Source organism: Virgibacillus necropolis, from assembly GCF_002224365.1.
GTDB lineage: Bacteria > Bacillota > Bacilli > Bacillales > Amphibacillaceae > Virgibacillus_F > Virgibacillus_F necropolis.
This window is the reverse complement of sequence record NZ_CP022437.1, coordinates 2,564,809-2,587,148: the sequence shown is the minus strand read 5'-3', so window position 1 is coordinate 2,587,148 and position 22,340 is coordinate 2,564,809. Positions and strand designations below refer to the sequence as shown.

Sequence of the window (22,340 nt, the reverse complement as noted above, 5' to 3'; positions counted from 1 at the left end):
TGGAAATGAATACGAACTTTACCCAATGGTTTCTTCATGCTAGTGATGAAAGCCAAAATAGGTATCAAACATTGATGGATAAGGCAGTTAAGTTAATTACTGATCAAACAACAAGAACAAATCATCCTTTTTCAGGAGCTTCTCGTCAAGAGATTGAAAAAGCTGTGAAGAAGGTGCGGAATATCCCGACTGTGGGACAGGAAATTGATGTTGTCATGGAAGAGATCCAAAATGGCTTAGTGAAAAACTCTTTATGGGTTTCACATCCTGCTGCTATGGCACATCTTCATTGTCCGCCTGTCCTTCCGTCCCTTGCGGCTGAAGTTATTATCAATGCACTTAATCAATCGATGGATTCGTGGGATCAAAGCCCTGCAGCTACTTACTTCGAAACAGAATTAATTAATTTTTTCGCACGCAAGATTGGCTATTCACATGAAGGTGATGGTGTGTTTACAAGCGGTGGAACGCAATCCAATTATATGGGTTTGTTGCTCGCACGCAATAAAGCTTGTCAAACGTATTTCTCAGTTAATGTGCACAAGGAAGGATTACCGTTTGCAGCAAACAAATTACGAATTCTTTGCTCGGAACACGCTCATTTTTCAGTCCAGCAATCGGCAGCACAGCTTGGGCTAGGCATGAATGCCATAGTAAAGGTAGCGGAAAATGACAAGCACCAACTTTGTCCAAATGATGCAAAGAAAAAGATTGAAAAGCTTAGGGTGCAAGGACTTCTTCCATTTATGGTAGTGGCAACGGCAGGAACAACAGACTTTGGGAGTGTAGATTGCTTAAGCGAGATAGCCAAGTTTGCGAATGAAGAACAATTATGGCTCCATGTTGATGCTGCCTATGGAGGGGCTCTATTATTTTCCCACCAATATCGTCACCTTGTCAGTGATCTATGTTTAGCCGATTCTATTACAATTGATTTTCATAAACTTTACTATCAATCTATTAGCTGCGGGTCTTTCTTCGTAAAAGATAAAAAAGATTTCCAGCAAATTGCTTACCATGCAGATTACTTGAATTCTGAAGAAGACCAGGAGGATGGTATTATCAACCTCGTGGAAAAAAGTGTTCAAACAACAAAACGGTTTGATGCTTTAAAGCTATTGATGACCTTTAAATTGATGGGAACCGATTTGTTTGGAGAAATGGTCGATTATACCATTAATTTGGCAAAAGAAACGGCATTGTTACTAAAGGAAGATCTTTCTTTTGAGGTGCTGAATGAGCCGGAAATCAATGTTGTCTTATTCCGCTATTTACCGTCAGAACACTTTGAAGACCAGACATTTGTTGATGAAATCAACCTTGGGATTCAGCGTGCTTTTTATCAAAGCGGTGAGTTGATCATGGCAAAAACGAAACAAGACGAAAAAGTATACTTGAAATTTACAATGCTTAACCCTCTCAATACGATCAGTAGCATGCAAGCTCATTTACAGCGAGTGAAACAAGTTGGTGAAAAAATAGAAAAAGAGCAAGGAGAGATCTGGTATGAATATTCCATTTATCGCTAATCATCTTACAATACAAAATTTGATTAATTGTTATGTTAGGGAAACAGGGGAGGGGGAGTGGAAGTTTGCTGATGAAGTCTCTGTTCCTTTAGAAGACGAAAGTATCAAACAAATATTGGTCATTCCATTTGAGCGACAGTCTGTTACATTATACATTCCGGTTCGATATAAATCCGTGACAGATCGTCATCTTTTTAAACCAGTTATGTATTATCAAGTTAAAAATGATGAAGCAAAAGAGCTTGATTACATTACATTACTTGCATTCATGAAAAAAGAATTATCACTCACATCCAATAAACCTGTTCAAACTGATGAGCTGATGCTTCGGACGATCTTAAGCCATCAAAATTTGAAAGGAATTATTTCAGAGCGAAGCGATAATCTGGAAGAATGCTATCAAAAGGAAAAAACGTTTCTTCAATCAGAGCAATCACTGTTAATTGGTCATCAGGTACATCCGACACCGAAAAGTCGTCAGGGAATTGATGAAGATGAAGAGTATATTTTTGCGCCAGAACGAAAAGGAGCTTTCCAGCTTCATTACTTTCGGTCTGAGACTGATATAGTCGAGGAAGATTCTATTTTGTCTCAAAATGCTTCGGCGCTTATAAAAGAAGAATTAAAGAATGATCCTTTCGTTTCGCAATCGTTTAAAGATGACTATTGCCAAGAAGATTGTTTTTCACTTATCCCTGTTCATCCATTGCAAGCACGAAAACTGTTAGGGCGAGAAGATGTGTGGCAATTAATTCAATTAGGCAAACTCGTTTATCTTGGTCCACTTGGAAGGAGATTTTATCCTACCTCCTCAATCCGGACTGTATACCATCCAAAGGCTAGTTTCATGTATAAACTTTCGATCCCTGTAAAAATTACGAATTCACTTCGCATCAATAAGCGAAAAGAGCTTAATCGTGGGGTAGAAGTAAGCCGTTTGCTTCACGAGGAGCTTCATAAAAAGTTAAAAGAAACGCATCCTTCATTCCGTATTATCGAAGACCCAGCTTATATTACCTTAAAACTTGGCAAGGAAGAAACCGGATTTGAAGTAGTAATTCGTGAAAATTCATTTCAAGAAGGGAACGAATCACGGACGACATTGCTAGCGGCACTTTGTCAGGACCATATTAAAGGAGAAGCCTCCCATTTAGCTAACATCATTTATGAAATAGCAGGTAACGAAAACATTTCAATCGTCGATGCAAGCGAACAATGGTTTGCACGCTATGTAAAAGTAAGTTTACGTCCGCTGTATTGGTTGTATGCTACCTATGGAATAGCCCTTGAACCCCATCAGCAAAATTCCATTATAAAACTTGATGAACAAGGGTATCCTTCTATTTTTTATTACCGTGATAATCAAGGTTATTATTTTATGGAATCGAAGGCTAGTGCTTTAAAACAACTCGTTCCAACTCTAAACGAAAAAAGTGACACGATATGTGCTGACTCAATTGCAGAGGAGCGTTTCCGTTATTATTTCTTTTTCAATAACTTGTTCGGTTTGATTAATGCATTTGGGGCCAATCGTCTTATCGATGAACATCGGTTACTACTAATGTTGAAAAAGGAATTGGTAGACCTTAAGAAACATTTAGGAGATCATACAAACTTATTGGATTCTTTATTATATAAAGAAAAGTTGCCATGCAAGGCTAATCTGCTAACGAGAGTGCATGATATGGATGAGCTTGTGGGATCGATGGAGACTCAGTCGGTGTATGTTCAACTTACAAACCCACTGGTTGTGGCGGCAGGTGAACTCCATGTCTAACACCCCCGTTCAACAGAGGTATCCATTTGAACGGTATGATTCGGTAATTCACAAGACAATTTCCTTTCGCCATGTAAGTATGACAGAGGATTTAGGTAGACTTTACTCATGGATGCAGGAAAAGCATGTGATCCCCTTTTGGAATTTAAATATTTCAATGGAAAATTTTATCATACATGTTAATAAAAATTTGCAAGATGACTATCAAACCCTCTTGATTGGTAGCCTTGATGAGATACCTATGAGTTATTGGGAGTCATATTGGGTGAAGGGCGATATTATCGGAAATTATTATGCTTTTGATAAATATGATCAAGGGATTCACTTGCTGATCGGGCCAAGAGAGTTTTTAGGAAAAGGCCTCATCTATCCTTTATTGATGACGATTCTGCATAAAAAATTTCAAGTATATAACACGCGCAAAATCATAGCAGAACCCGATATACAAAACGAAAAAATGATTCATGTGTTCAAAAAGTGTGGTTTTCAACCTGTTAAGGAGATTGCATTGCCTGACAAAAAAGGTTTACTGATGGCATGTGAACGAAAAGTGTTCGAAAGAAGGTGGACAGATTGGCAAACAAACAAATTTTAGACGTCATCGGAGTAGGAATTGGTCCATTTAATCTCGGATTAGCAGCCTTGCTTGAAAAAACAGAATGTCGTTCTTTGTTTTTTGATAGAAAAACATGTTTTGAATGGCATCCAGGGATGATGCTAGAAGGAACGACACTGCAAGTACCCTTTATGGCAGATGCTGTAACAATAGTGGATCCGACAAGCCCTTTCAGCTTTATGAACTATTTGCATGAGCAAAAGCGGCTTTACCATTTCTACTTTCTAGAGAAATTTCATATTCCGCGAGCAGAGTACAATCATTATTGTCAATGGATAGCGGAACAACTTCCACAGCTTCAGTTTGAGTGCGAAGTGGAGAACATTGAGCAAACAGAGGAGGGACATTTTTGCGTTACTGTCTTTTCATCTAGAAAAAAAGAACAAGAAACGTATTACGCCAAACATGTGGTAGTAGGAGTAGGAACAAGTCCATACGTTCCTGAAAGGTTTCATTCGGCTCTTGGTGATCAGGTATTTCATTCTTCTCAGTATAAGAATAAGCAGGAAAATGTGCTAAAAACAACTTCGGTTACGGTCGTAGGCTCAGGGCAGAGTGCAGCTGAAATATTCCATGATCTATTGGCCAAACAACAAAGTCATGATTATAAATTGTCTTGGTATACAAGATCAAATGGGTTTTATCCAATGGAATATTCCAAGCTTGGACTGGAACATTTTTCACCAGATTATACCCGTTACTTTTATAAACTGCCGAAAGAAAAGAAGAAAACAATCCTGGACAAACAGGCATTACTATACAAAGGAATTAGCAGTGATACAAGTGCCGACATTTATGATTTATTGTATGAACGAACAATTGGAGCCAAAACAACGAATGTTCATCTGCAGGCATTGACCGAGCTTGAGTCCATCAAGGAAAAAAATGGTCACTATCATTTATCAATGTATCAACATGAACAAGAAGAAAACATGCAACTGGAAAGTGAGGTAGTTATTCTTGCAACAGGTTATCGCTCGTACATTCCCGATTGTTTAAAAGGATTAAAGTCTGTGTTGGAGTGGGATGAAACAGGTCAGCTTGTTATTCAAGAAGATTATAAATTGAAATTGAACAACGCGGGTCATAATCATTTATTCATACAAAACGGGGAGCTTCATACACATGGTGTCGGCGCGCCTGATTTGGGTCTTGGGGCGTTTCGGAACGCGATAATTATCAACCAACTAGCAGAAAAAGAAGTATATCAAACATATAAAAACAATGTATTCCAGCAATTCGGAATATAGGAGAAGGTAGGGAGTGGACCATCATGAAAATTAGTGAAACACCTTTAAATATGTTAACTGAAAAAGTCTGGAAAGAAGCAGATCGGCAACTTTTGGCAAAAATGCTCCAAGAGTTTATGTACGAAGAAATCATTACGCCGACATTGCTTAGGAAAAAAGAAGACATTCAGTTTTATGAATGGCGTGATAAAAAGGGAACGGTGTACCAGTTTGAAGCGAAACCTCGTTTATTCGATAGTTTTCAAGTGTCGGTTGAGAGTATTGAAATCCAAGTAGTAGAAGAAACAGATATACCGTTGTCTCTCGCTCTTTTATTAAGCATTCAAGAAGAAGGAAAGATGACCGGTCCAACAGCAGGTCACTTAGTGAAGGAATATTTGCATACACTTGTCGCAGATACTCATTTGAAGGGAAAAGCCAGATCTGCTGATCAATTAACTGAACTCGATTATGCCGAACTGGAGGGGGAAATGACGGGACATCCGTGGATTACATATAACAAAGGCCGCATCGGATTTGGATATGATGATTATCTGGAATATGCACCTGAACAACAAAAGAGGGTGAACTTATCCTGGATTGCTGTCCGCAAAAACATCGGTACATTTCATTCCATTGATGGTTTAGCTTATGAAGATGTAATCGTACAAGAACTGGGACAAGAGAAAAGTGAACGCTTTGGAAAAAGGCTTAAGTCTTTAGGGGGAACGGAATCGGATTACTACTTCATGCCTATTCATGAATGGCAATGGAACAACATGATTGTTTCCATGTTTTCTGCAGAAATTGCTAAAGGAGAAATTATTCCATTAGGAGAAGGAGAAGATGATTATCTCCCGCAGCAATCGATTCGCACATTTGTTAATGTCACTAATAAAGATAACTTTCATGTCAAGCTACCAATGAGCATCTTAAATACGCTTGTACATAGAGGATTGCCAAGTGAGAGAACGGTTATCGCGCCTGAAGTAACTGCATTTATGAAAAACATACTTGAAAACGATTCATTTTTAAAAGAAAAATGTCGTCTTGGCTTGTTAGGTGAGGTCGCGACGATGAATGTTAACCACCGCACATTTCATCAATTAAAAGGTGTTCCTTATCAATATTTAGAAATGCTTGGTGCAGTGTGGAGAGAAAGTATTTATAAGGAACTTCAAGAAGGGGAGCATGCTATCACACTAGCGGCCCTGCTGTATGTGGATTATGAAGGCTCCCCGTTTGTATCAAAGCTTATTGAAAAATCAGGGTTGGCAGTGGATCAGTGGGTTCATAAATTGACCAATGCCATTTTACCTCCATTGCTTCATTGCTTATATCAATATGGTACAGTCTTTTCACCACACGGCCAAAATACGGTTCTGGTTCTAAAAGATTACATACCCGAACGCATTATTATGAAAGATTTTGTGGACGATGTAAATATTAGTGACCAGCCGCTGCCCGAATTGGATGAGTTGTCGTCTGGAATGAAAGAGGTTTTACGCTGCGAGCCACCTGAAGGTTTGACACAGTTTATTTTTACTGGATTGTTCATTTGTCATTTCCGTTATCTAAGTAATATTCTGCAAGAAAACGAACAATTTTCCGAACATCGCTTTTGGAGCATTGTCCGTGAAGAAATTCTATCCTATCAAGAAAATTTTCCGAAATTACAAGAACGATTCGAGCTGTTTGATTTGTTGCGCCCAGCATTCACGAAGCTTACTCTTAATCGAAATCGCATGTTTGATTATGGATATGAAGATGGGGACGACCGTCCGCATGCAAGCGAACATGGAAAAGTTGCTAATGCCCTTCATGAAGTAGTAGTAAAACAATAACTTTAGAGGGTGCAAAAAAGAACTTAATTATTACTTTTCCTCGAAAAGCACAAGAAAAGACGGCTTAGTGTTAAATGGGAGAGAAACTGCACCAGTTATTTCGTTAGAAAAATTGGAAGAAAAACGGGAGCCGATTGCTTTTAATGCGTTTCGCAGTAATCGAAACGGACAACCTCACATAATGTGGGGTTGTTTCAGTTTCATAAAGTTTTTACGTTTTACAATATTACATTCTATTAACATTCACTTAATATTCTACTGGTATTATTATACTTGACTGATCAAAATTGAATAATGGAGGGGGGGAAATTTATACATGAGATTGACTAAATTAGTGCTTGTAGGAATTATCTTAATTGCAGTCATGACAAGTGGAATTAATAACTCAGCTGTGGCAGTTACAAACGACAATGTGAAGCTTCAATTCAATTCTGATGGAAAATTCAGGATTGTACAGTTTAATGATATGCAAGATGACGAGAATATCGACCCTAGAACTGTAAAACTAATGGAAAAGGTACTTGATGAAGAGAAGCCCGATCTCGTTGTGTTGAATGGAGACAGTATTAATGGTGACATGGAAACACCTGAGGAGGTCAAGAAAGCCATCAACAATATTGCCCAGCCGATGGAAAAAAAAGGAGTGAAGTGGGCGGTCACTTTCGGCAACCATGACGCGGACCATACGTCAAAGACCGGCCTCGATGAGGAAGATATGCTGGATATATATATGTCTTACGAACATAACGTGAACAAGCCTGGGGTAAAGGACATTACCGGGACCGGTAACACAAACTTGTTAATCCGAGATTCCAAAGGCAAGAAGGCAGCATTCAATATTTGGTTGTTTGACAGCGGGAGGTATGCTCCAGAGGAAATCGCTGGACAAGACTTTGAAGGATATCCGAGTTGGGACTGGCTCCGTTTTGATCAAGTGCAATGGTATTATGAGACTTCTCAAAAGTTGGAGCGTCAAACCGGCCATAAAGTTCCATCACTGGCGTTTATGCACATTCCTCTCAAAGAATTTGAATTTATGTGGTACGCGAGCCCAAATGAAAGAACGAAAGAGAGTCATGCCAAGGCTGTTGATAAGCATGATATCACAGGAGAAAAGAACGAATGTGTTTGCTCCGGTCCGTTTAATAGTGGCATGTTTGCAGCTATGTTAGAAAGAGGTGACGTTGAAGGCGTCTTCTCCGGCCATGACCATGTGAATACATATGTTGGCAACTATTATGGAATCAAGTTAGGCTATGCGGGAAGTACAGGATTCGGCACCTATGGTCTGGAAGGTAATGAAAACCACAGATTGCGCGGAGCAAGGGTGTTCAATCTCAACGAAGACAAAAAAGACGTTCTCGTTGAAACCCATATGGTTTTTGCAAAAGACTATGGTATTCAATAAAAAGAAGATATGATTATAAATTGAAGAGGGACATTACCCTAGCAAAGAGACAGGTGCTGGAGTAATGTCCCTCTTTTTAAGATATCAAGACTAACTATTTAAAAGAGGGCTTCTTTCCGCATTAGACTGTATATAACTTTTAACTTTTTATCGAGAGTGATTTCTTAAAAGTTTTTCAGTATCGTATACGATAAGTATAGAATTATTTTTTTATTTGTGCTATTCTAAAAAACACGAATTGAAAAATCACTGTAGAAAAGTGTCGTTTTTTATAGTTTTTTCAATTCCTTCATCAAAATAGTAATCCATTCCCTGGGGAAGAAAAGACCTGTTATAATTAGTTGGAAATTGTGTTTGATTTATATCAAGCGAAAGCCCATTTCCTATCCGGGTACAGATAAGGATACTATTTTTAAGTAATGTTAATCCTATTACCTTGGAAATAACGTTTTCTCTATTCTTTTTTCACTAATGCTTTTTAGTTATCAAAAAAATATTGTTTTATTTCAAGTAAAATTATTTAACAAATAGTCAAAATAAGGTATAATGTAAATAGTCAAAATAAAGTATCATTTAAATGTCGTATACTACGATGCTAGTAGCTAAGTGCAATACCCCTTTAAAGAGGTAGCTCACATATTAGCTTATAAAAGTAAAGTAACTACCCTAAATGCTCACCAAGGGGCATAGGGTAGTTACTTTATGTTTTAAGATACGTTCCCTTAGTTTCGTCCCATACTTGTATGCTTCGGATTTTCTTCAATTGACATAGAATATGTTTACGATTTTAAACTTAAAAGCAAAATTCATTTAAAGGAGACAAATACTACATATGACTATTACATTAAAAAAGACTAAACAAACTGAAGTTCAAACTGCTAAGAATTACGTGGATCACGTTTATGAAACAATTAAGAAGCGGGATCCGCATGAAGTGGAATTCCATCAAGCCGTCGAAGAGATTTTTGAATCGCTTGTACTTGTTTTTGCGAAATATCCAGAATTAATTGGCAAGGGATTACTCGAAAGATTGGTGGAACCAGAAAGGGTTATTACGTTTAGGGTATCCTGGGTAGATGATCAAGGAAAAACACAAGTTAACCGCGGATTTCGTGTTCAATTCAACAGTGCAATAGGACCATATAAGGGTGGCTTACGTTTCCATCCTTCTGTAAATACCAGCGTCGCTAAGTTTTTGGGCTTCGAGCAAATCTTTAAGAACTCTCTGACTGGTCAGCAAATTGGTGGAGGAAAAGGTGGATCTGACTTTGACCCTAAAGGTAAATCAGACGGGGAGGTTATGCGTTTTACGCAAAGTTTCATGACTGAACTTAGCAAACACATTGGTTCCGACGTAGATGTACCCGCAGGCGATATTGGAGTTGGTGCTAGAGAAATCGGATATTTATTTGGTCAGTATAAAAGAATGCATGGCAAATTCGAACCTGGTGTATTAACAGGAAAAGGTCTCGAGTATGGCGGCAGTTTAGTACGACCACAAGCAACTGGCTATGGTGTGATTTATTTTGTGGAAGAAATGCTGAAAGACAAAGGCCTTAGCTTAAAGGGGCAAACAGTTGTCGTATCTGGTTCTGGAAATGTTTCTACCTATGCTATCGAAAAAGCTACTGAGTTAGGTGCGAAGGTTGTAGCCTGTAGTGACTCTAACGGATATATTTATGACGAAAGTGGTTTAAATCTTGATACAATTATACAATTAAAAGAAATAGATAGAGCCAGAATTAGTGAGTATGTAATCGAACATCCTACTGCAAAATATGTCGAAGGGTGTTCTGACATCTGGTCTCTCCCTTGCGACATTGCTTTACCGTGCGCAACACAAAATGAAATTGATGGCTCAGCAGCTAAAAGCCTAGTTCTAGGTGGGGTCAAAGCTGTCGGTGAAGGAGCAAATATGCCATCCTCACAGGAAGCAATTGACATATTTTTAAAAAATGGTATCCTTTTCGGTCCTGGAAAAGCTGCCAATGCAGGTGGGGTAGCTGTTTCATCTTTAGAAATGGCTCAAAACAAAAGTGGAGTATCATGGACATTTGAAGAAGTGGATAGAAAATTACACGAAATTATGGAAGACATCTTTCAAAGGTGCTTAACAGCTTCAGAAGAATACGGTCATCCAGGGAATCTTGTCATAGGGGCTAATATCGCAGCGTTTAATAAAGTTTCTAAAGCTATGTTGGCACAAGGAGTCATTTAATAAACGTATTGTTTTTAGAGGTGGGTGCGTATTTTGTGTACAAAAAGATTTAGCACTACAAAAAGCTGCCAATAAATAGCTAATCATGCAATGAGATACGTAAATAAAAAAGTATCAGTACCTCACAATTTGGAAATGATAATCAAATAAGGGAGGTATGATAGTATGGCTCAAGATGTTCTATGTGAAGTCAACAATTGTAAGTATTGGGGTTCAGGAAATAAATGCCAGGCAGATTCTATTTATGTAGTTAGTCATAAAGGGAAAAAGGCATCTAATAGTGAAGAAACGGATTGTAAAACATTTGTACCAGAGATTTAAACTATTGAGGGTAACCATTACTTTGGTTACCCTCTTTAAGTATAAAATAAAATAGTGCTTTCTTATAATAATGTAACTTAGGTTCGGTACCTATATAAACATTTGAATAAAGCTATAAATGATAAAATAGGATGTTTATGATAAAATAAATGCGGTAAAAGCCAAATTTTAGTACGAATTAGTAAGTACCACGTATCGGTTATATATGATCTCGGGGTTTATTTAGGAGAATGTTTATGTATTTAAAACGATTAGAAAGTATAGGATTTAAATCTTTTGCAGAGCGTATACAAGTGGACTTTGTGCCAGGCGTCACTGCAGTAGTGGGCCCGAATGGGAGTGGAAAGAGTAATATAACCGATGCGATACGATGGGTACTTGGTGAGCAATCAGCTAAATCACTTCGTGGATCCAAAATGGAGGATATCATTTTCCAAGGTAGTGATACAAGAAGGGCGTTAAACGTGGCTGAAGTATCATTGGTTCTTGATAACAATGATCAAGCAGTACCACTTGATTATGAGGAAGTTAGTATCACAAGACGTGTATATCGTTCTGGTGATAGTGAATTTTATATTAATAAACAATCCTGTAGGTTAAAGGATATAATTGACTTATTTATGGATTCTGGACTTGGTAGGGAAGCTTTTTCCATTATTAGTCAAGGTAAAGTTGAGGAAATTTTAAGTTCAAAAGCGGAAGAACGTCGAACTATTTTTGAAGAAGCCGCGGGCGTATTAAAATATAAACAACGGAAAAAGAAAGCTGAGTATAAGTTAGCTGAAACACAAGAAAATTTAAATCGAGTAGAAGATATTATTCATGAAATTGAACAACAACTTGGACCACTTCAGGAACAGGCCGAGACAGCAAAGAAATACAATCAGGCAAGGGAACAATTAAAGCAACAAGAAATCTCATTAATGATTACGGAAATAGAGCAGTTGCATAGTGAGTGGCAACAGGTATTAGATGAATTAGAAAAAGAAAAAACAAATGAATTGGCAATAAAAACTGCCGTTCAGAAAGAAGAAGCGAATCTGGAAGTAGAACGCAGCAAAATTAATGCTTTAGATGATGAAATAGAACAGATACAAGCTGGGCTGCTAGATATTACACAGAAATTAGAGCAATTCGAAGGTAAAAAACACGTTTTACAGGAAAGAATGAAGCATTTTGAAGAGAATAAAACAAAGCTAGAAACGGATAAGCAAGCAATGGAACAACGAATTAGTCAATTAAAAGAAGAGCTTCAACAAGAAAAAGAAAAATATGAAACAGTAACAAAAGAACGGAACACAGTTAAGAAAAAGGTAAGTCAGCTGGAAAAACAGTTAACAGTAGATAAAGAATCCATTGCAGATCAAATTGAAGAACTCAAATCAGAATACATTGAGTATCTGAATAGTCGAGCGGCCAACCGAAATGAGCAACAATCAATTGAACAACAAATCAATCAACTACTAGTTAAAAAGCAGAAACAGGAAGACAAAAATAGTGATACCGTGAAAACAAGAGAAGAACTTGAAAAAGATAAATCAAGTATTGCTAAAAGACTTAACAAACTGCAAAAAAACTATTCTTCAGATGAAAAGGAAATCAAAAAAATAAAGGATACACTTAGCAAGGAAAAAAGTGAGTACCAGGAACTTCAACTAAAATTAAATCAAGGATTTCAATACATAGAGAAAATGAAGTCAAGAAAAGAAATGCTTGAAGAAATGAAAGAAGACTTCCAAGGTTTTTTTCATGGTGTAAAAGCAGTTTTAAAAGCGCGCGAAGAGAATAAATTAACGAAAATTCATGGTGCGGTAATTGAACTAATTGATGTACCAAAAAAATATGTTAATGCTATCGAAACCGTATTAGGCGGACAAGCGCAACATGTTGTTGTTGACGAGGACCATGCGGCTCGTGAAGCAATTAAGTGGTTGAAAGATACAAATAAAGGGAGAGCAACATTTTTACCATTAAAATCAATTCAACCTCGATTTATTTCTGAAAATGTGTTGGCACAATTGAAAGATCAAACTGGTTTTATTGGTGTTGCTTCTAAGCTAGTGAAATGCAATTCCACTCACCAAAGAGCAATTGAGCATTTAATGGGACATGTAATCATCGCGAAATCATTAAAAGAAGCCAATGAAATAGCTAAATTGGTCATGCGCAAGTTTCGTATTGTGACACTTGACGGGGATGTAGTGAATCCTGGGGGGTCTATGTCAGGTGGGGCGATCAAAAAAACAAATCAGTCATTATTTACACGTGATCAGGATCTGCAAGGAATCACGGAGAAGCTTGCAGAATTCCAACAACGAACAGTATTGTTTGAGGAAAAAGTTCAGGCCGCAAAAGAGTCAATTGACCGTAACGAAGAAAATTTAGAGAAAATGCAAGAAAGGTTTCGAGGAAGTAATCAAGCTTTGCAAGATAAGAAAGCGGCGTACAATCAAGTAGAAATGCGTTTAAACACAGTGAATAATAATTTAGCTTTATATGACCAGGATAAAAAACAATTTGAAACAGAGGAAAGTGAATTAACAGATCGCCGTAATTTTTTATCGGAAGAGTTAAGTAAGATTGAGAATGAAATTGCAGGAATTCAACAAAAAATTGATGAATTAGGTGAACAAGAAAGTAAATTAAAAGAGAATAAAGAGCAGGTCCAACATGATTTCCATCAAAACCAAATTCTATTGGCAGAACTAGAGGAACGTGTGAAAAACCAACGCGGTAAAACGAAAGCATTAACAGAAGAAATTGAACTAGGAAGTCAACAGTTTGATGATCACAGAGATAAGCTACAAGAATTAATAGATTTGAAGGAAAATGAGGTTACGGAAGCCCAAGTCACTGATCATATTGCTAATTACCAAGCTGAAAAAGAAAAGATTACAAATGATATACAGGAGAAGCGACGAAATCGTAGCAATCTAACGCAATTTGTTCAGGATGCGGAAAGAGAGCTAAGGGAACAAAATAGATCTTATCAGGCGATAGCAAGACAAATCCAGGAAAAGGAAGTCAAATCAAATCGACTAGATGTAGAGCTAGAGAATCACTTAACACATTTACAATCGGAATACATGCTAACCTATGAACGAGCAAAAGCATCTTACAATAAAACGGATGATCTTAAGAAAACAAAAATAAGTGTTCAGCAAATAAAAAAATCGATAGAAGATTTAGGTGCAGTTAATCTCGGTGCGATAGATGAGTATGATCGTATTATGGAACGTTTCACTTTCCTATCTGAACAAAAAGATGATCTAGTACATGCAAAAGAAACGATGTTTTCGGCGATTGCTGAGATGGATGAAGAAATGCAGAAACGTTTCGAAACTACTTTTACTCAAATTAAGGACGAATTTGGGATCGTATTTAAGGAATTATTCGGTGGGGGACATGCGGAACTAAAATTAACTGATCCTAAAAACATCCTTGAAACTGGTGTTGATATAATTGCTCAGCCACCAGGTAAAAAACTGCAACATCTCGGCTTACTTTCTGGCGGTGAGCGAGCATTGACTGCTATTGCATTGTTATTTGCAATCTTGCGTGTTAGACCTGTCCCGTTCTGTGTGTTAGATGAGGTTGAAGCAGCATTAGACGAGGCTAATGTGATGCGGTTTGCTAAATATGTCAAAATGTACAGCAAGAACACCCAATTTATCGTTATCACCCATCGAAAAGGAACGATGGAAGAAGCGGATGTGTTATACGGTGTCACTATGCAGGAATCAGGTGTTTCCAGGTTGGTTTCTGTCAGGTTAGAGGATACAAAAGAATTAGTGAAGTTTTAAGGAGGAATTTTGATGGGTTTTATGGATAAATTAAAAAACAAATTTAAGCAAAATGATGAAGAAGAAATTTCTACTAAATATAAAGAAGGTATGACCAAAACGAGAAACTCCTTCTCAGGCAAAATCAATGATTTAATCGCCAAATATCGAAAAGTGGACGAGGACTTCTTTGAAGAACTAGAAGAGGTTTTGATAACTGCCGACGTTGGTGTTATGACGGTTATGGACTTAATTGATGAATTAAAAATGGAAGTGAAGCGACGTAATATTAAAGATACAAAAGATGTTAAAGATGTTATTTCCGAAAAGTTAGTGGAAATATATTATGGTGATGATGACGAAAGTATAGAAGAATTAAATTTTCAACAAAATGAATTAACGGTCATGTTAGTTGTTGGCGTGAACGGTGTAGGAAAAACAACCTCTATTGGAAAGTTAGCACATCAGCTAAAATCTGACGGAAAAAAAGTGGTATTAGCAGCTGGAGATACGTTTCGAGCAGGAGCTATCGAACAACTTGAAGTCTGGGGAGAACGTGCAGGCGTGGATATTATTAAACAAGGCGCTGGTAGTGACCCAGCTGCTGTTATTTTTGACGGAATTAAAGCCGCAAAAACGCGTAATGCAGATGTGTTAATTTGCGATACAGCAGGGCGTTTGCAAAATAAAGTAAATTTAATGAACGAACTGTCAAAGGTGAAGCGTGTCATAGAGCGAGAGGTCCCAAATGCGCCACATGAGGTATTGCTAGTCTTAGATGCAACAACTGGTCAAAATGCAATGAGTCAAGCTAAGACATTCTTAGAAGCAACAAATGTTTCAGGAATCGTATTAACGAAGCTTGATGGGACAGCAAAAGGTGGGATAGTCTTGGCAATTCGTAATGAGTTACATATCCCAGTAAAATATGTTGGACTTGGGGAAGAAATCACAGACCTACAAAAGTTTAACGCACAAGCCTTTGTATTTGGTTTATTTGCTGATATGCTTGAAGATGATAACGAGTACTAGTTGCAGCTTCACTTTTCTTAGTTGACAGGTAAAAACTATATTCGTTATTATATTGTAAAGGACTTTCACTTAACGAGGGGTGTTTGGAATGCTAGAAAAAACGACACGCATTAATTATTTGTTTGATTTTTACCAAGCATTACTAACACCTAAACAACGTAATTACATGGAAATGTATTATTTAGAGGATTATTCGCTTGGTGAAATTTCCGAACTGTCCAAGGTTTCTAGACAAGCTGTGTATGATAATATTAAACGCACAGAATTGATGCTTGAATCATATGAGAACAAACTTTATTTATATGATAAATTTAAATCTCGCATGAAACTTTTAGATCAAATTGAACGAGATATTGCAGAAAATACAATAACAAATGAAACAAAAAGTATGTTTATTAAATTAAAAGAAATAGATTAGGGGGACACCTTCTATGGCATTTGAAGGACTTTCCGACCGTTTACAAAGTACAATTAAAAAGATAACCGGTAAGGGTAAAGTATCTGAACAAGATGTAAAAGAAATGACAAGAGAAGTCCGACTTGCACTTCTAGAAGCTGATGTAAACTTTAAAGTTGTAAAGGAGCTAATAAGTCGAATAAAAGAGCGTGCAACTGGTCAAGAGGTAATGGAAAGCTTAACACCTGGACAGCAAGTTATAAAAGTTGTAAAAGACGAACTGTCTATACTAATGGGTGGAGAACAAAGCAAAATAGCTGTAGCAGATAAATCACCAACTGTCATTATGATGGTTGGCTTGCAGGGTGCGGGTAAAACAACCACAACCGGTAAACTAGCAAATTTGCTCAGAAAAAAACATAATCGTTCTCCGCTGTTAGTTGCTTGCGATATTTATCGTCCAGCAGCTATTAAGCAACTCGAAACACTTGGAGACCAATTGACTATGCCTGTCTTTTCGATGGGAACTGAGGCGAAACCAGTTGATATTGCTAAGAAGGCCATTGAACAGGCAAAAGCGGAACATAATGATTATGTCATTATTGATACAGCAGGTCGTTTGCATGTTGATAATGAATTAATGGATGAGCTACAGGATATAAAAGCTAGTGTGAATCCAGATGAAATCTTCTTAGTAGTTGATTCAATGACTGGTCAGGATGCTGTAAATGTAGCAGAGAGCTTTAACGAGCAACTTGATATTACTGGTGTCGTTCTAACGAAACTTGACGGCGATACACGTGGCGGTGCAGCCCTATCTATTAAGGCAGTCACAGATAAGCCAATTAAATTTGCAGGGATGGGTGAAAAGCTAGACGAGCTGGAAGCATTTCATCCAGAGCGCATGGCTTCTCGAATTCTCGGTATGGGCGATGTCTTAACGTTAATTGAGAAAGCTCAAACGAATGTTGATGAAAAGCAAGCTAAAGCCTTAGAAGAAAAAATGCGAACGATGTCATTTACATTTGATGACTTTTTGGAACAAATGGGTCAAGTGAAAAATATGGGACCACTAGATGATCTCATGGCTATGATTCCAGGAGCAGGTAAAATGAAAGGTTTAAAGAATGCGCAATTAGACGAGAAACAACTGGTACATGTAGAAGCTATTATTCAATCCATGACGAAGCAAGAAAGGCAAGAACCGAGTCTTATGAATGCTAGTCGTAAAAAACGAATTGCTGCTGGATCCGGTACATCTGTTTCACAAGTCAATCGTTTATTAAAGCAATTTGATGAAATGAAAAAGATGATGAAGCAAATGACTAACATGCAAAAAGGCAAAAAAGGTAAAGGAGCAGGAATGAAGTTTCCTTTCATGTAAAGATAGAAAAGCGCAAGCGTCCGTTTAGCGGTGTACAAATAGATAGGCGCTGGGCGCTAGACAATAAAAGCTAGACTTATCGCAGGGATGGCCTGAAGAGCACTAGGCAATGGATGCTTACACTGTGGGCGGGCTGTTTCTGAAAAACAAAATTTTTTATTCCAACATAGTTATTTTTTGTTGTAATGTAAAAACACTTTACAGACAAACAAATATCTGGTAGAATCTACAATTGTGTAAAACATTATTATTGGAGGTGCAAGAAAATGGCTGTTAAAATTCGTTTAAAACGTATGGGATCTAAAAGAAATCCATTTTACCGTATCGTTGTTGCTGATTCACGTTCTCCTCGTGACGGACGTCAAATCGAACAAATTGGAACATATAACCCGGTAGTTAATCCGGTTGAGGTTAAGATTGATGAAGACAAAGCACTTAGCTGGATGACAAACGGTGCAAAACCAAGTGATACAGTTCGCAATCTTTTCTCAAAAGAAGGCATCATGAAAAAATTCCACGACTCTAAAAATCAAAAGTAAAGTAGTGTGATATCATGAAAGCCCTAATTGAATCCATTGTTACACCACTTGTTGATTTTCCAGAAGATATCGTTGTAACAGAAACAGAAGAAGAAACAAAAATTATTTATCACCTTACTGTTAATCAAGATGATGTTGGAAAGATTATCGGCAAGAATGGACGTATTGCAAAAGCTATCCGGACAGTTGTATATGCAGCTAAGACGGACGCAAACAAACGTATATATTTGGATATCATGTAAAAGGGAAAGGGCATACCTTTCCCTTTTTACTAATTCTTCTACCTAGTCGAAGAGGGTGTGATCATGTATGAAAATAATGAAAAAAGTATTGATTAAACAAGTGTTAACGGAAAAAAGTAAAGAGGAGTTAAGACAAAACTTCGCAAATCATAAAATGCGACTTGAACAAGAGTGTCAACAATTGTTATTTGAACAAAGGAAATTACAGAATAAATCAGGGGTATCTAAGCAAGAGGTTTACCAGCGTTTTCAGCAAGAAATTAAAAATCGCAAAGAAAAAATGAAACTAGTTGACTTTAAACTAGAGCAATTGGATATGTTGGAACTTGGTAGTGAAATTACAGAAAAAGAAGTTGAGGCTCTTGTTGAAGTTAAAGTGGGAACGCATTGGGATCAAATCATGGTAGAATCAGCAATTGTTATAAAAGATGATGTTGTTATCCGAATCGATGAATAGCAGGTGATTTTAGTGAATGAAAAAATGTTTAATATAGGTAAAATTATAAACACTCATGGTATTCGAGGTGAAGTGAAGGTACATCGGATCAGTGACTTTGACGATCGATTTGAGGTTGGTGAAACATTGCTACTGGTAATGGAAAATAAACAACCGATCCAATTGGAAATAGATAGTCATCGCACACATAAAGGGTTTGAACTGATTTCATTTAAAGGTTTTAACAATATAAATGATGTCGAGCATTTCAAGGGATCTTATTTGAAAATTACTGAAAGCCAATTAACTGATTTAGAGGAAGACGAATATTACTATCATGAGATAATTGGTTGTAACGTTTATTCAATCAATGAAGAGATGTTAGGAACGATCAAGGAAATTTTATCACCGGGAGCAAATGACGTCTGGGTAGTGAAACAACCTAAAGGAAAAGATTTGTTAATTCCTTATATCGAGGATGTCGTAAAATCAATCGATATCGATGCAAAAAAGGTAGTCATTGAACCAATGGAAGGACTGCTTGACTAATGCATATTGACATATTAACCCTATTCCCAGAAATGATAGAGGGAGTATTTAACTCCTCTATTTTAAAAAAGGCTCAGGACAAAAATAAGTTCAGTTACAATCTAGTGAATTTTCGTGATTACTCCGTCAACAAACATAAAAAAGTAGATGACTACCCTTATGGTGGAGGGGCTGGGATGGTATTAACTCCTCAGCCTATTTTTGATGCGGTAGAAACGATTACCAAGGAAAAGTCGTCCAAACCACGTGTTATTCTTATGTGTCCGCAAGGTGAGCCGTACAATCAAAAAAAAGCAGAGGAATTAGCAAAAGAAGAAAATTTAGTATTCATTTGTGGTCATTATGAGGGGTATGATGAACGTATTCGGAAACATTTAGTCACCGATGAAATATCAATTGGAGATTACGTTCTTACAGGCGGTGAGCTTGGTGCAATGGCTGTCATCGATAGTGTAATCCGTTTATTGCCGGATGTATTAGGTAATCAAGAATCCGCGCCTGAGGATTCTTTTACAACTGGACTATTAGAGTATCCCCATTATACTAGACCAGCTGATTTTCGTGGTCTGAAGGTTCCAGATATCCTATTATCGGGGGACCATGCCAAAATTTATAACTGGAGAAGAAAAGAATCGTTGAAACGGACATATGAAAGACGACCTGAATTGATTAATTCACATACATTATCAGAAGAAGATAATAAGTTACTTGATACCTTAATCAAAAGTGATGAATAGTAATTCTATCTTTGTTTTAAAAGTAGCGTGTTCAAAAAGTCGGCAAATTAGAAACAAGAAGTTCAAGGCGTGAAGATTTTGAGGACCGGAACGTATGCTTTTAATACGTGAGGACCGGAAAAACTGAGCAACGAAGAAATTCGCCGTTTATCATTTGATGACTTTTTGAATAACCTCTAAAAGTAGTTGAACTTGACATTCCTATATGGTATATTTATTGTTGTGCTTAAGTAGGATACTTGAGCTTTATAAAACGATGTTCCGCTGTCCCTAGTGAGTTATGAACATTGGTTTGGAAGGAGAGAAATACAATGCAAAAAATAATTGCAGATATTACAAAAGAACAAATTCGTGCAGACCATCCCAACTTCCGCCCTGGTGACACTGTTAAGGTGCATGTGAAAGTTGTCGAAGGGACTCGCGAACGTATTCAAGTCTATGAAGGTGTTGTAATTAAACGCCAAAACGGAGGAATCAGCGAAACATTTACAGTAAGAAAAATTTCTTACGGCGTTGGTGTTGAACGTACATTCCCTGTACATTCACCTAGAATTGAAAAAATTGAAGTTTCAAGACGCGGTATCGTTCGTCGTGCGAAGCTTTATTATCTACGTAATCTACGTGGAAAAGCAGCACGTATCAAAGAACGTCGTTAATAAAAGTGATAGTAAAGGAGCTTGGCATTGTATGCAGGCTCTTTTTTACTTTAAAGCACTTATAGAGGAGGTTCAAAATGGTCACCAAATGATAAATGGCGAATCTCTTCGGCGACTTTTTGAACACACATTACTAATACATATCTCAACTGTTTCGGAGGAAAACTAAATGACTAAACTGAAAAATGAATGGTTCGATTGGGCTAAAGCGCTATTGATAGCTTTTGCATTGGCCTTTATCGTTCGAATGTTCTTTTTTGCTCCAATTGTAGTAGATGGACCTTCGATGCAACCAACCTTACATAATCATGATCAAATGATTGTAAACAAATTCATCTATAATGTTAGTGAACCTGAAAGATTTGATATTATTGTGTTCCATGCTACACCAGAGCAAGACTTTATAAAGCGAATAATTGGTTTACCTGGCGAGCATGTGGCAGTGAGGGATGATGTTTTATATATTAATGACAAACAAGTAAAAGAGAATTTTTTACAAGAAATCAAGGATAATAAACAGGCTAACCAAACACTGACAAATGATTTTCGACTAGAAGATTTGCCTGGAGGTTATGAAACAATACCTGAGGGATATGTGCTAGTGCTCGGGGACAATCGAAATAATTCAGCAGATAGCCGCGTCTTAGGCTTGATTCCACAAGACACAATTGTCGGTAAAACAAGCTTTATTTATTGGCCACTAGATCGATTTCGTATTTTAGACGTATAAAATAAAAGGGTGATAATATGGCAATACAATGGTTCCCAGGACATATGGCAAAAGCGCGTCGACAGGTAGAGGAAAAATTAAAGCTCGTGGACTTTGTTATGGAATTAGTCGATGCACGAGCTCCGTTTTCCTCACAAAATCCAATGCTCCAACAAGTGCTGCAAAGCAAACCAAAAATGATAATTTTAATGAAAAAAGACTTAGCAGACAAGCGTGAGACAGACAAGTGGATTGCTTATTTTCAAGAAAAAAATAGTACGGCAATTGCAATTAATGTAAATGACAAGAGTGATATTCAAAAGGTTATCCATCATGCAAAGGCACTTGGTCAAGAAAAAATGGATAAGCTTATGAAAAAAGGAATTCGACCAAGGGCTTCAAGAGCCATGATAGTCGGAATTCCTAATGTTGGAAAATCGACGTTAATAAACCGACTTGCAAATAAAAAAGCTGCAAAAACCGGAGATCGTCCAGGAATAACAAAACAGCAGCTATGGATTAAGGTGAAAAAGGATTTTGAATTATTGGATACACCAGGTATCTTATGGCCTAAGTTTGAAGATGAGTTAGTGGGTTTACGATTGGCCGCATTAGGTACAATTAAGGACCAATTATTATCCCTCCAAGATATAACTGTATTCGTTATCAAGTATTTTCAAGAATATTACCCTACCTTACTTGAAGAACGCTATGAAATCGATCATGGTATAGATGATATAGTGGAAATATTTGAAGCGATTGGAAAAAAACGCGGCTGTTTAGAAAGTGGCGGTTCAGTTAATTTTGATAAAGTTGCAGATGTGGTTATCCAGGATTTACGTTCAGGTAGGCTAGGGGCTATTACATTAGAGTCCGTACAATAAAAGTGGCATTGCATCTTAGGATGAATGCCTTATTTTTTTACACACTACCAA

20 protein-coding genes are annotated in these 22,340 nt (G+C 37.3%); all 20 read left to right on the top strand.

All coding sequences use genetic code 11. The features are described from left to right. Window positions 1–5 precede the first annotated feature (5 nt). The 20 genes from CFK40_RS12445 to ylqF all read left to right on the top strand — a co-directional run bounded on the left by CFK40_RS12445 (window position 6) and on the right by ylqF (window position 22,289). Window positions 6–1,529: a pyridoxal phosphate-dependent decarboxylase family protein gene (locus CFK40_RS12445; protein ID WP_089532612.1), complete on the top strand. Its 1,524-nt coding sequence runs from the start codon at window positions 6–8 to the stop codon at window positions 1,527–1,529. Further along, window positions 1,507–3,306 (top strand): IucA/IucC family protein, encoded by a 1,800-nt coding sequence (locus CFK40_RS12440; protein ID WP_089532611.1) that lies wholly within the window; start codon window positions 1,507–1,509, stop codon window positions 3,304–3,306. Before CFK40_RS12445 ends, CFK40_RS12440 begins: the two co-directional genes overlap by 23 nt. Continuing rightward, window positions 3,299–3,901: a GNAT family N-acetyltransferase gene (locus CFK40_RS12435; RefSeq protein WP_089532610.1), complete on the top strand. Its 603-nt coding sequence runs from the start codon at window positions 3,299–3,301 to the stop codon at window positions 3,899–3,901. Before CFK40_RS12440 ends, CFK40_RS12435 begins: the two co-directional genes overlap by 8 nt. Continuing rightward, window positions 3,880–5,172, top strand: coding sequence for a lysine N(6)-hydroxylase/L-ornithine N(5)-oxygenase family protein (locus tag CFK40_RS12430; RefSeq protein WP_089532609.1), 1,293 nt, complete (start codon window positions 3,880–3,882; stop codon window positions 5,170–5,172). The genes CFK40_RS12435 and CFK40_RS12430 overlap by 22 nt, the downstream gene beginning before the upstream one ends. 23 nt (window positions 5,173–5,195) lie before the next feature. Beyond that, a complete protein-coding gene (locus CFK40_RS12425) occupies window positions 5,196–6,995 on the top strand; it encodes an IucA/IucC family protein (RefSeq protein WP_089532608.1) in 1,800 nt (599 codons plus the stop codon). A gap of 316 nt (window positions 6,996–7,311) precedes the next feature. Then, entirely contained in the window at window positions 7,312–8,403 is a 1,092-nt protein-coding gene (locus CFK40_RS12420; RefSeq protein ID WP_089532607.1) for a metallophosphoesterase family protein, read from the top strand. 832 nt (window positions 8,404–9,235) lie between these two features. Next, window positions 9,236–10,621 carry an NADP-specific glutamate dehydrogenase gene (gene gdhA, locus CFK40_RS12415; RefSeq protein WP_089532606.1) on the top strand — a complete coding sequence of 462 codons (1,386 nt, stop codon included), beginning with the start codon at window positions 9,236–9,238 and terminating at the stop codon, window positions 10,619–10,621. Window positions 10,622–10,786: 165 nt separating this feature from the next. Further along, window positions 10,787–10,942: a DUF1540 domain-containing protein gene (locus CFK40_RS12410; RefSeq protein WP_089532605.1), complete on the top strand. Its 156-nt coding sequence runs from the start codon at window positions 10,787–10,789 to the stop codon at window positions 10,940–10,942. A 236-nt stretch (window positions 10,943–11,178) separates the two neighbouring features. After that, window positions 11,179–14,745, top strand: coding sequence for a chromosome segregation protein SMC (gene smc, locus CFK40_RS12405; RefSeq protein ID WP_089532604.1), 3,567 nt, complete (start codon window positions 11,179–11,181; stop codon window positions 14,743–14,745). Between the two features lie 12 nt (window positions 14,746–14,757). Next, a complete protein-coding gene (ftsY, locus tag CFK40_RS12400) occupies window positions 14,758–15,756 on the top strand; it encodes a signal recognition particle-docking protein FtsY (protein WP_089532603.1) in 999 nt (332 codons plus the stop codon). 88 nt (window positions 15,757–15,844) lie between these two features. Then, a complete protein-coding gene (locus CFK40_RS12395; RefSeq protein WP_089532602.1) occupies window positions 15,845–16,174 on the top strand; it encodes a putative DNA-binding protein in 330 nt (109 codons plus the stop codon). A gap of 13 nt (window positions 16,175–16,187) precedes the next feature. Continuing rightward, a complete protein-coding gene (ffh, locus tag CFK40_RS12390; protein WP_089532601.1) occupies window positions 16,188–17,537 on the top strand; it encodes a signal recognition particle protein in 1,350 nt (449 codons plus the stop codon). A gap of 266 nt (window positions 17,538–17,803) precedes the next feature. Further along, window positions 17,804–18,076, top strand: a complete 273-nt coding sequence (rpsP, locus tag CFK40_RS12385) for a 30S ribosomal protein S16 (protein WP_089532600.1) — start codon at window positions 17,804–17,806, stop codon at window positions 18,074–18,076. A 14-nt stretch (window positions 18,077–18,090) separates the two neighbouring features. Then, window positions 18,091–18,318 (top strand): KH domain-containing protein, encoded by a 228-nt coding sequence (locus CFK40_RS12380; RefSeq protein WP_089532599.1) that lies wholly within the window; start codon window positions 18,091–18,093, stop codon window positions 18,316–18,318. A gap of 67 nt (window positions 18,319–18,385) precedes the next feature. After that, complete coding sequence (locus tag CFK40_RS12375) at window positions 18,386–18,775, top strand: YlqD family protein (RefSeq protein ID WP_089532598.1); 390 nt, start codon at window positions 18,386–18,388, stop codon at window positions 18,773–18,775. A 12-nt stretch (window positions 18,776–18,787) separates the two neighbouring features. Beyond that, window positions 18,788–19,303 carry a ribosome maturation factor RimM gene (gene rimM, locus CFK40_RS12370; RefSeq protein WP_089532597.1) on the top strand — a complete coding sequence of 172 codons (516 nt, stop codon included), beginning with the start codon at window positions 18,788–18,790 and terminating at the stop codon, window positions 19,301–19,303. Next, entirely contained in the window at window positions 19,303–20,040 is a 738-nt protein-coding gene (gene trmD / locus CFK40_RS12365; protein WP_089532596.1) for a tRNA (guanosine(37)-N1)-methyltransferase TrmD, read from the top strand. Before rimM ends, trmD begins: the two co-directional genes overlap by 1 nt. A 311-nt stretch (window positions 20,041–20,351) precedes the next feature. Beyond that, window positions 20,352–20,696 carry a 50S ribosomal protein L19 gene (gene rplS, locus CFK40_RS12360; protein ID WP_089532595.1) on the top strand — a complete coding sequence of 115 codons (345 nt, stop codon included), beginning with the start codon at window positions 20,352–20,354 and terminating at the stop codon, window positions 20,694–20,696. Window positions 20,697–20,865: 169 nt separating this feature from the next. After that, on the top strand, window positions 20,866–21,426 hold the full coding sequence (gene lepB / locus CFK40_RS12355) for a signal peptidase I (RefSeq protein ID WP_089532594.1): 561 nt from the start codon (window positions 20,866–20,868) through the stop codon (window positions 21,424–21,426). Between the two features lie 17 nt (window positions 21,427–21,443). Further along, window positions 21,444–22,289, top strand: coding sequence for a ribosome biogenesis GTPase YlqF (gene ylqF, locus CFK40_RS12350; protein WP_089532593.1), 846 nt, complete (start codon window positions 21,444–21,446; stop codon window positions 22,287–22,289). The last annotated feature ends 51 nt before the right edge of the window (window positions 22,290–22,340 follow it).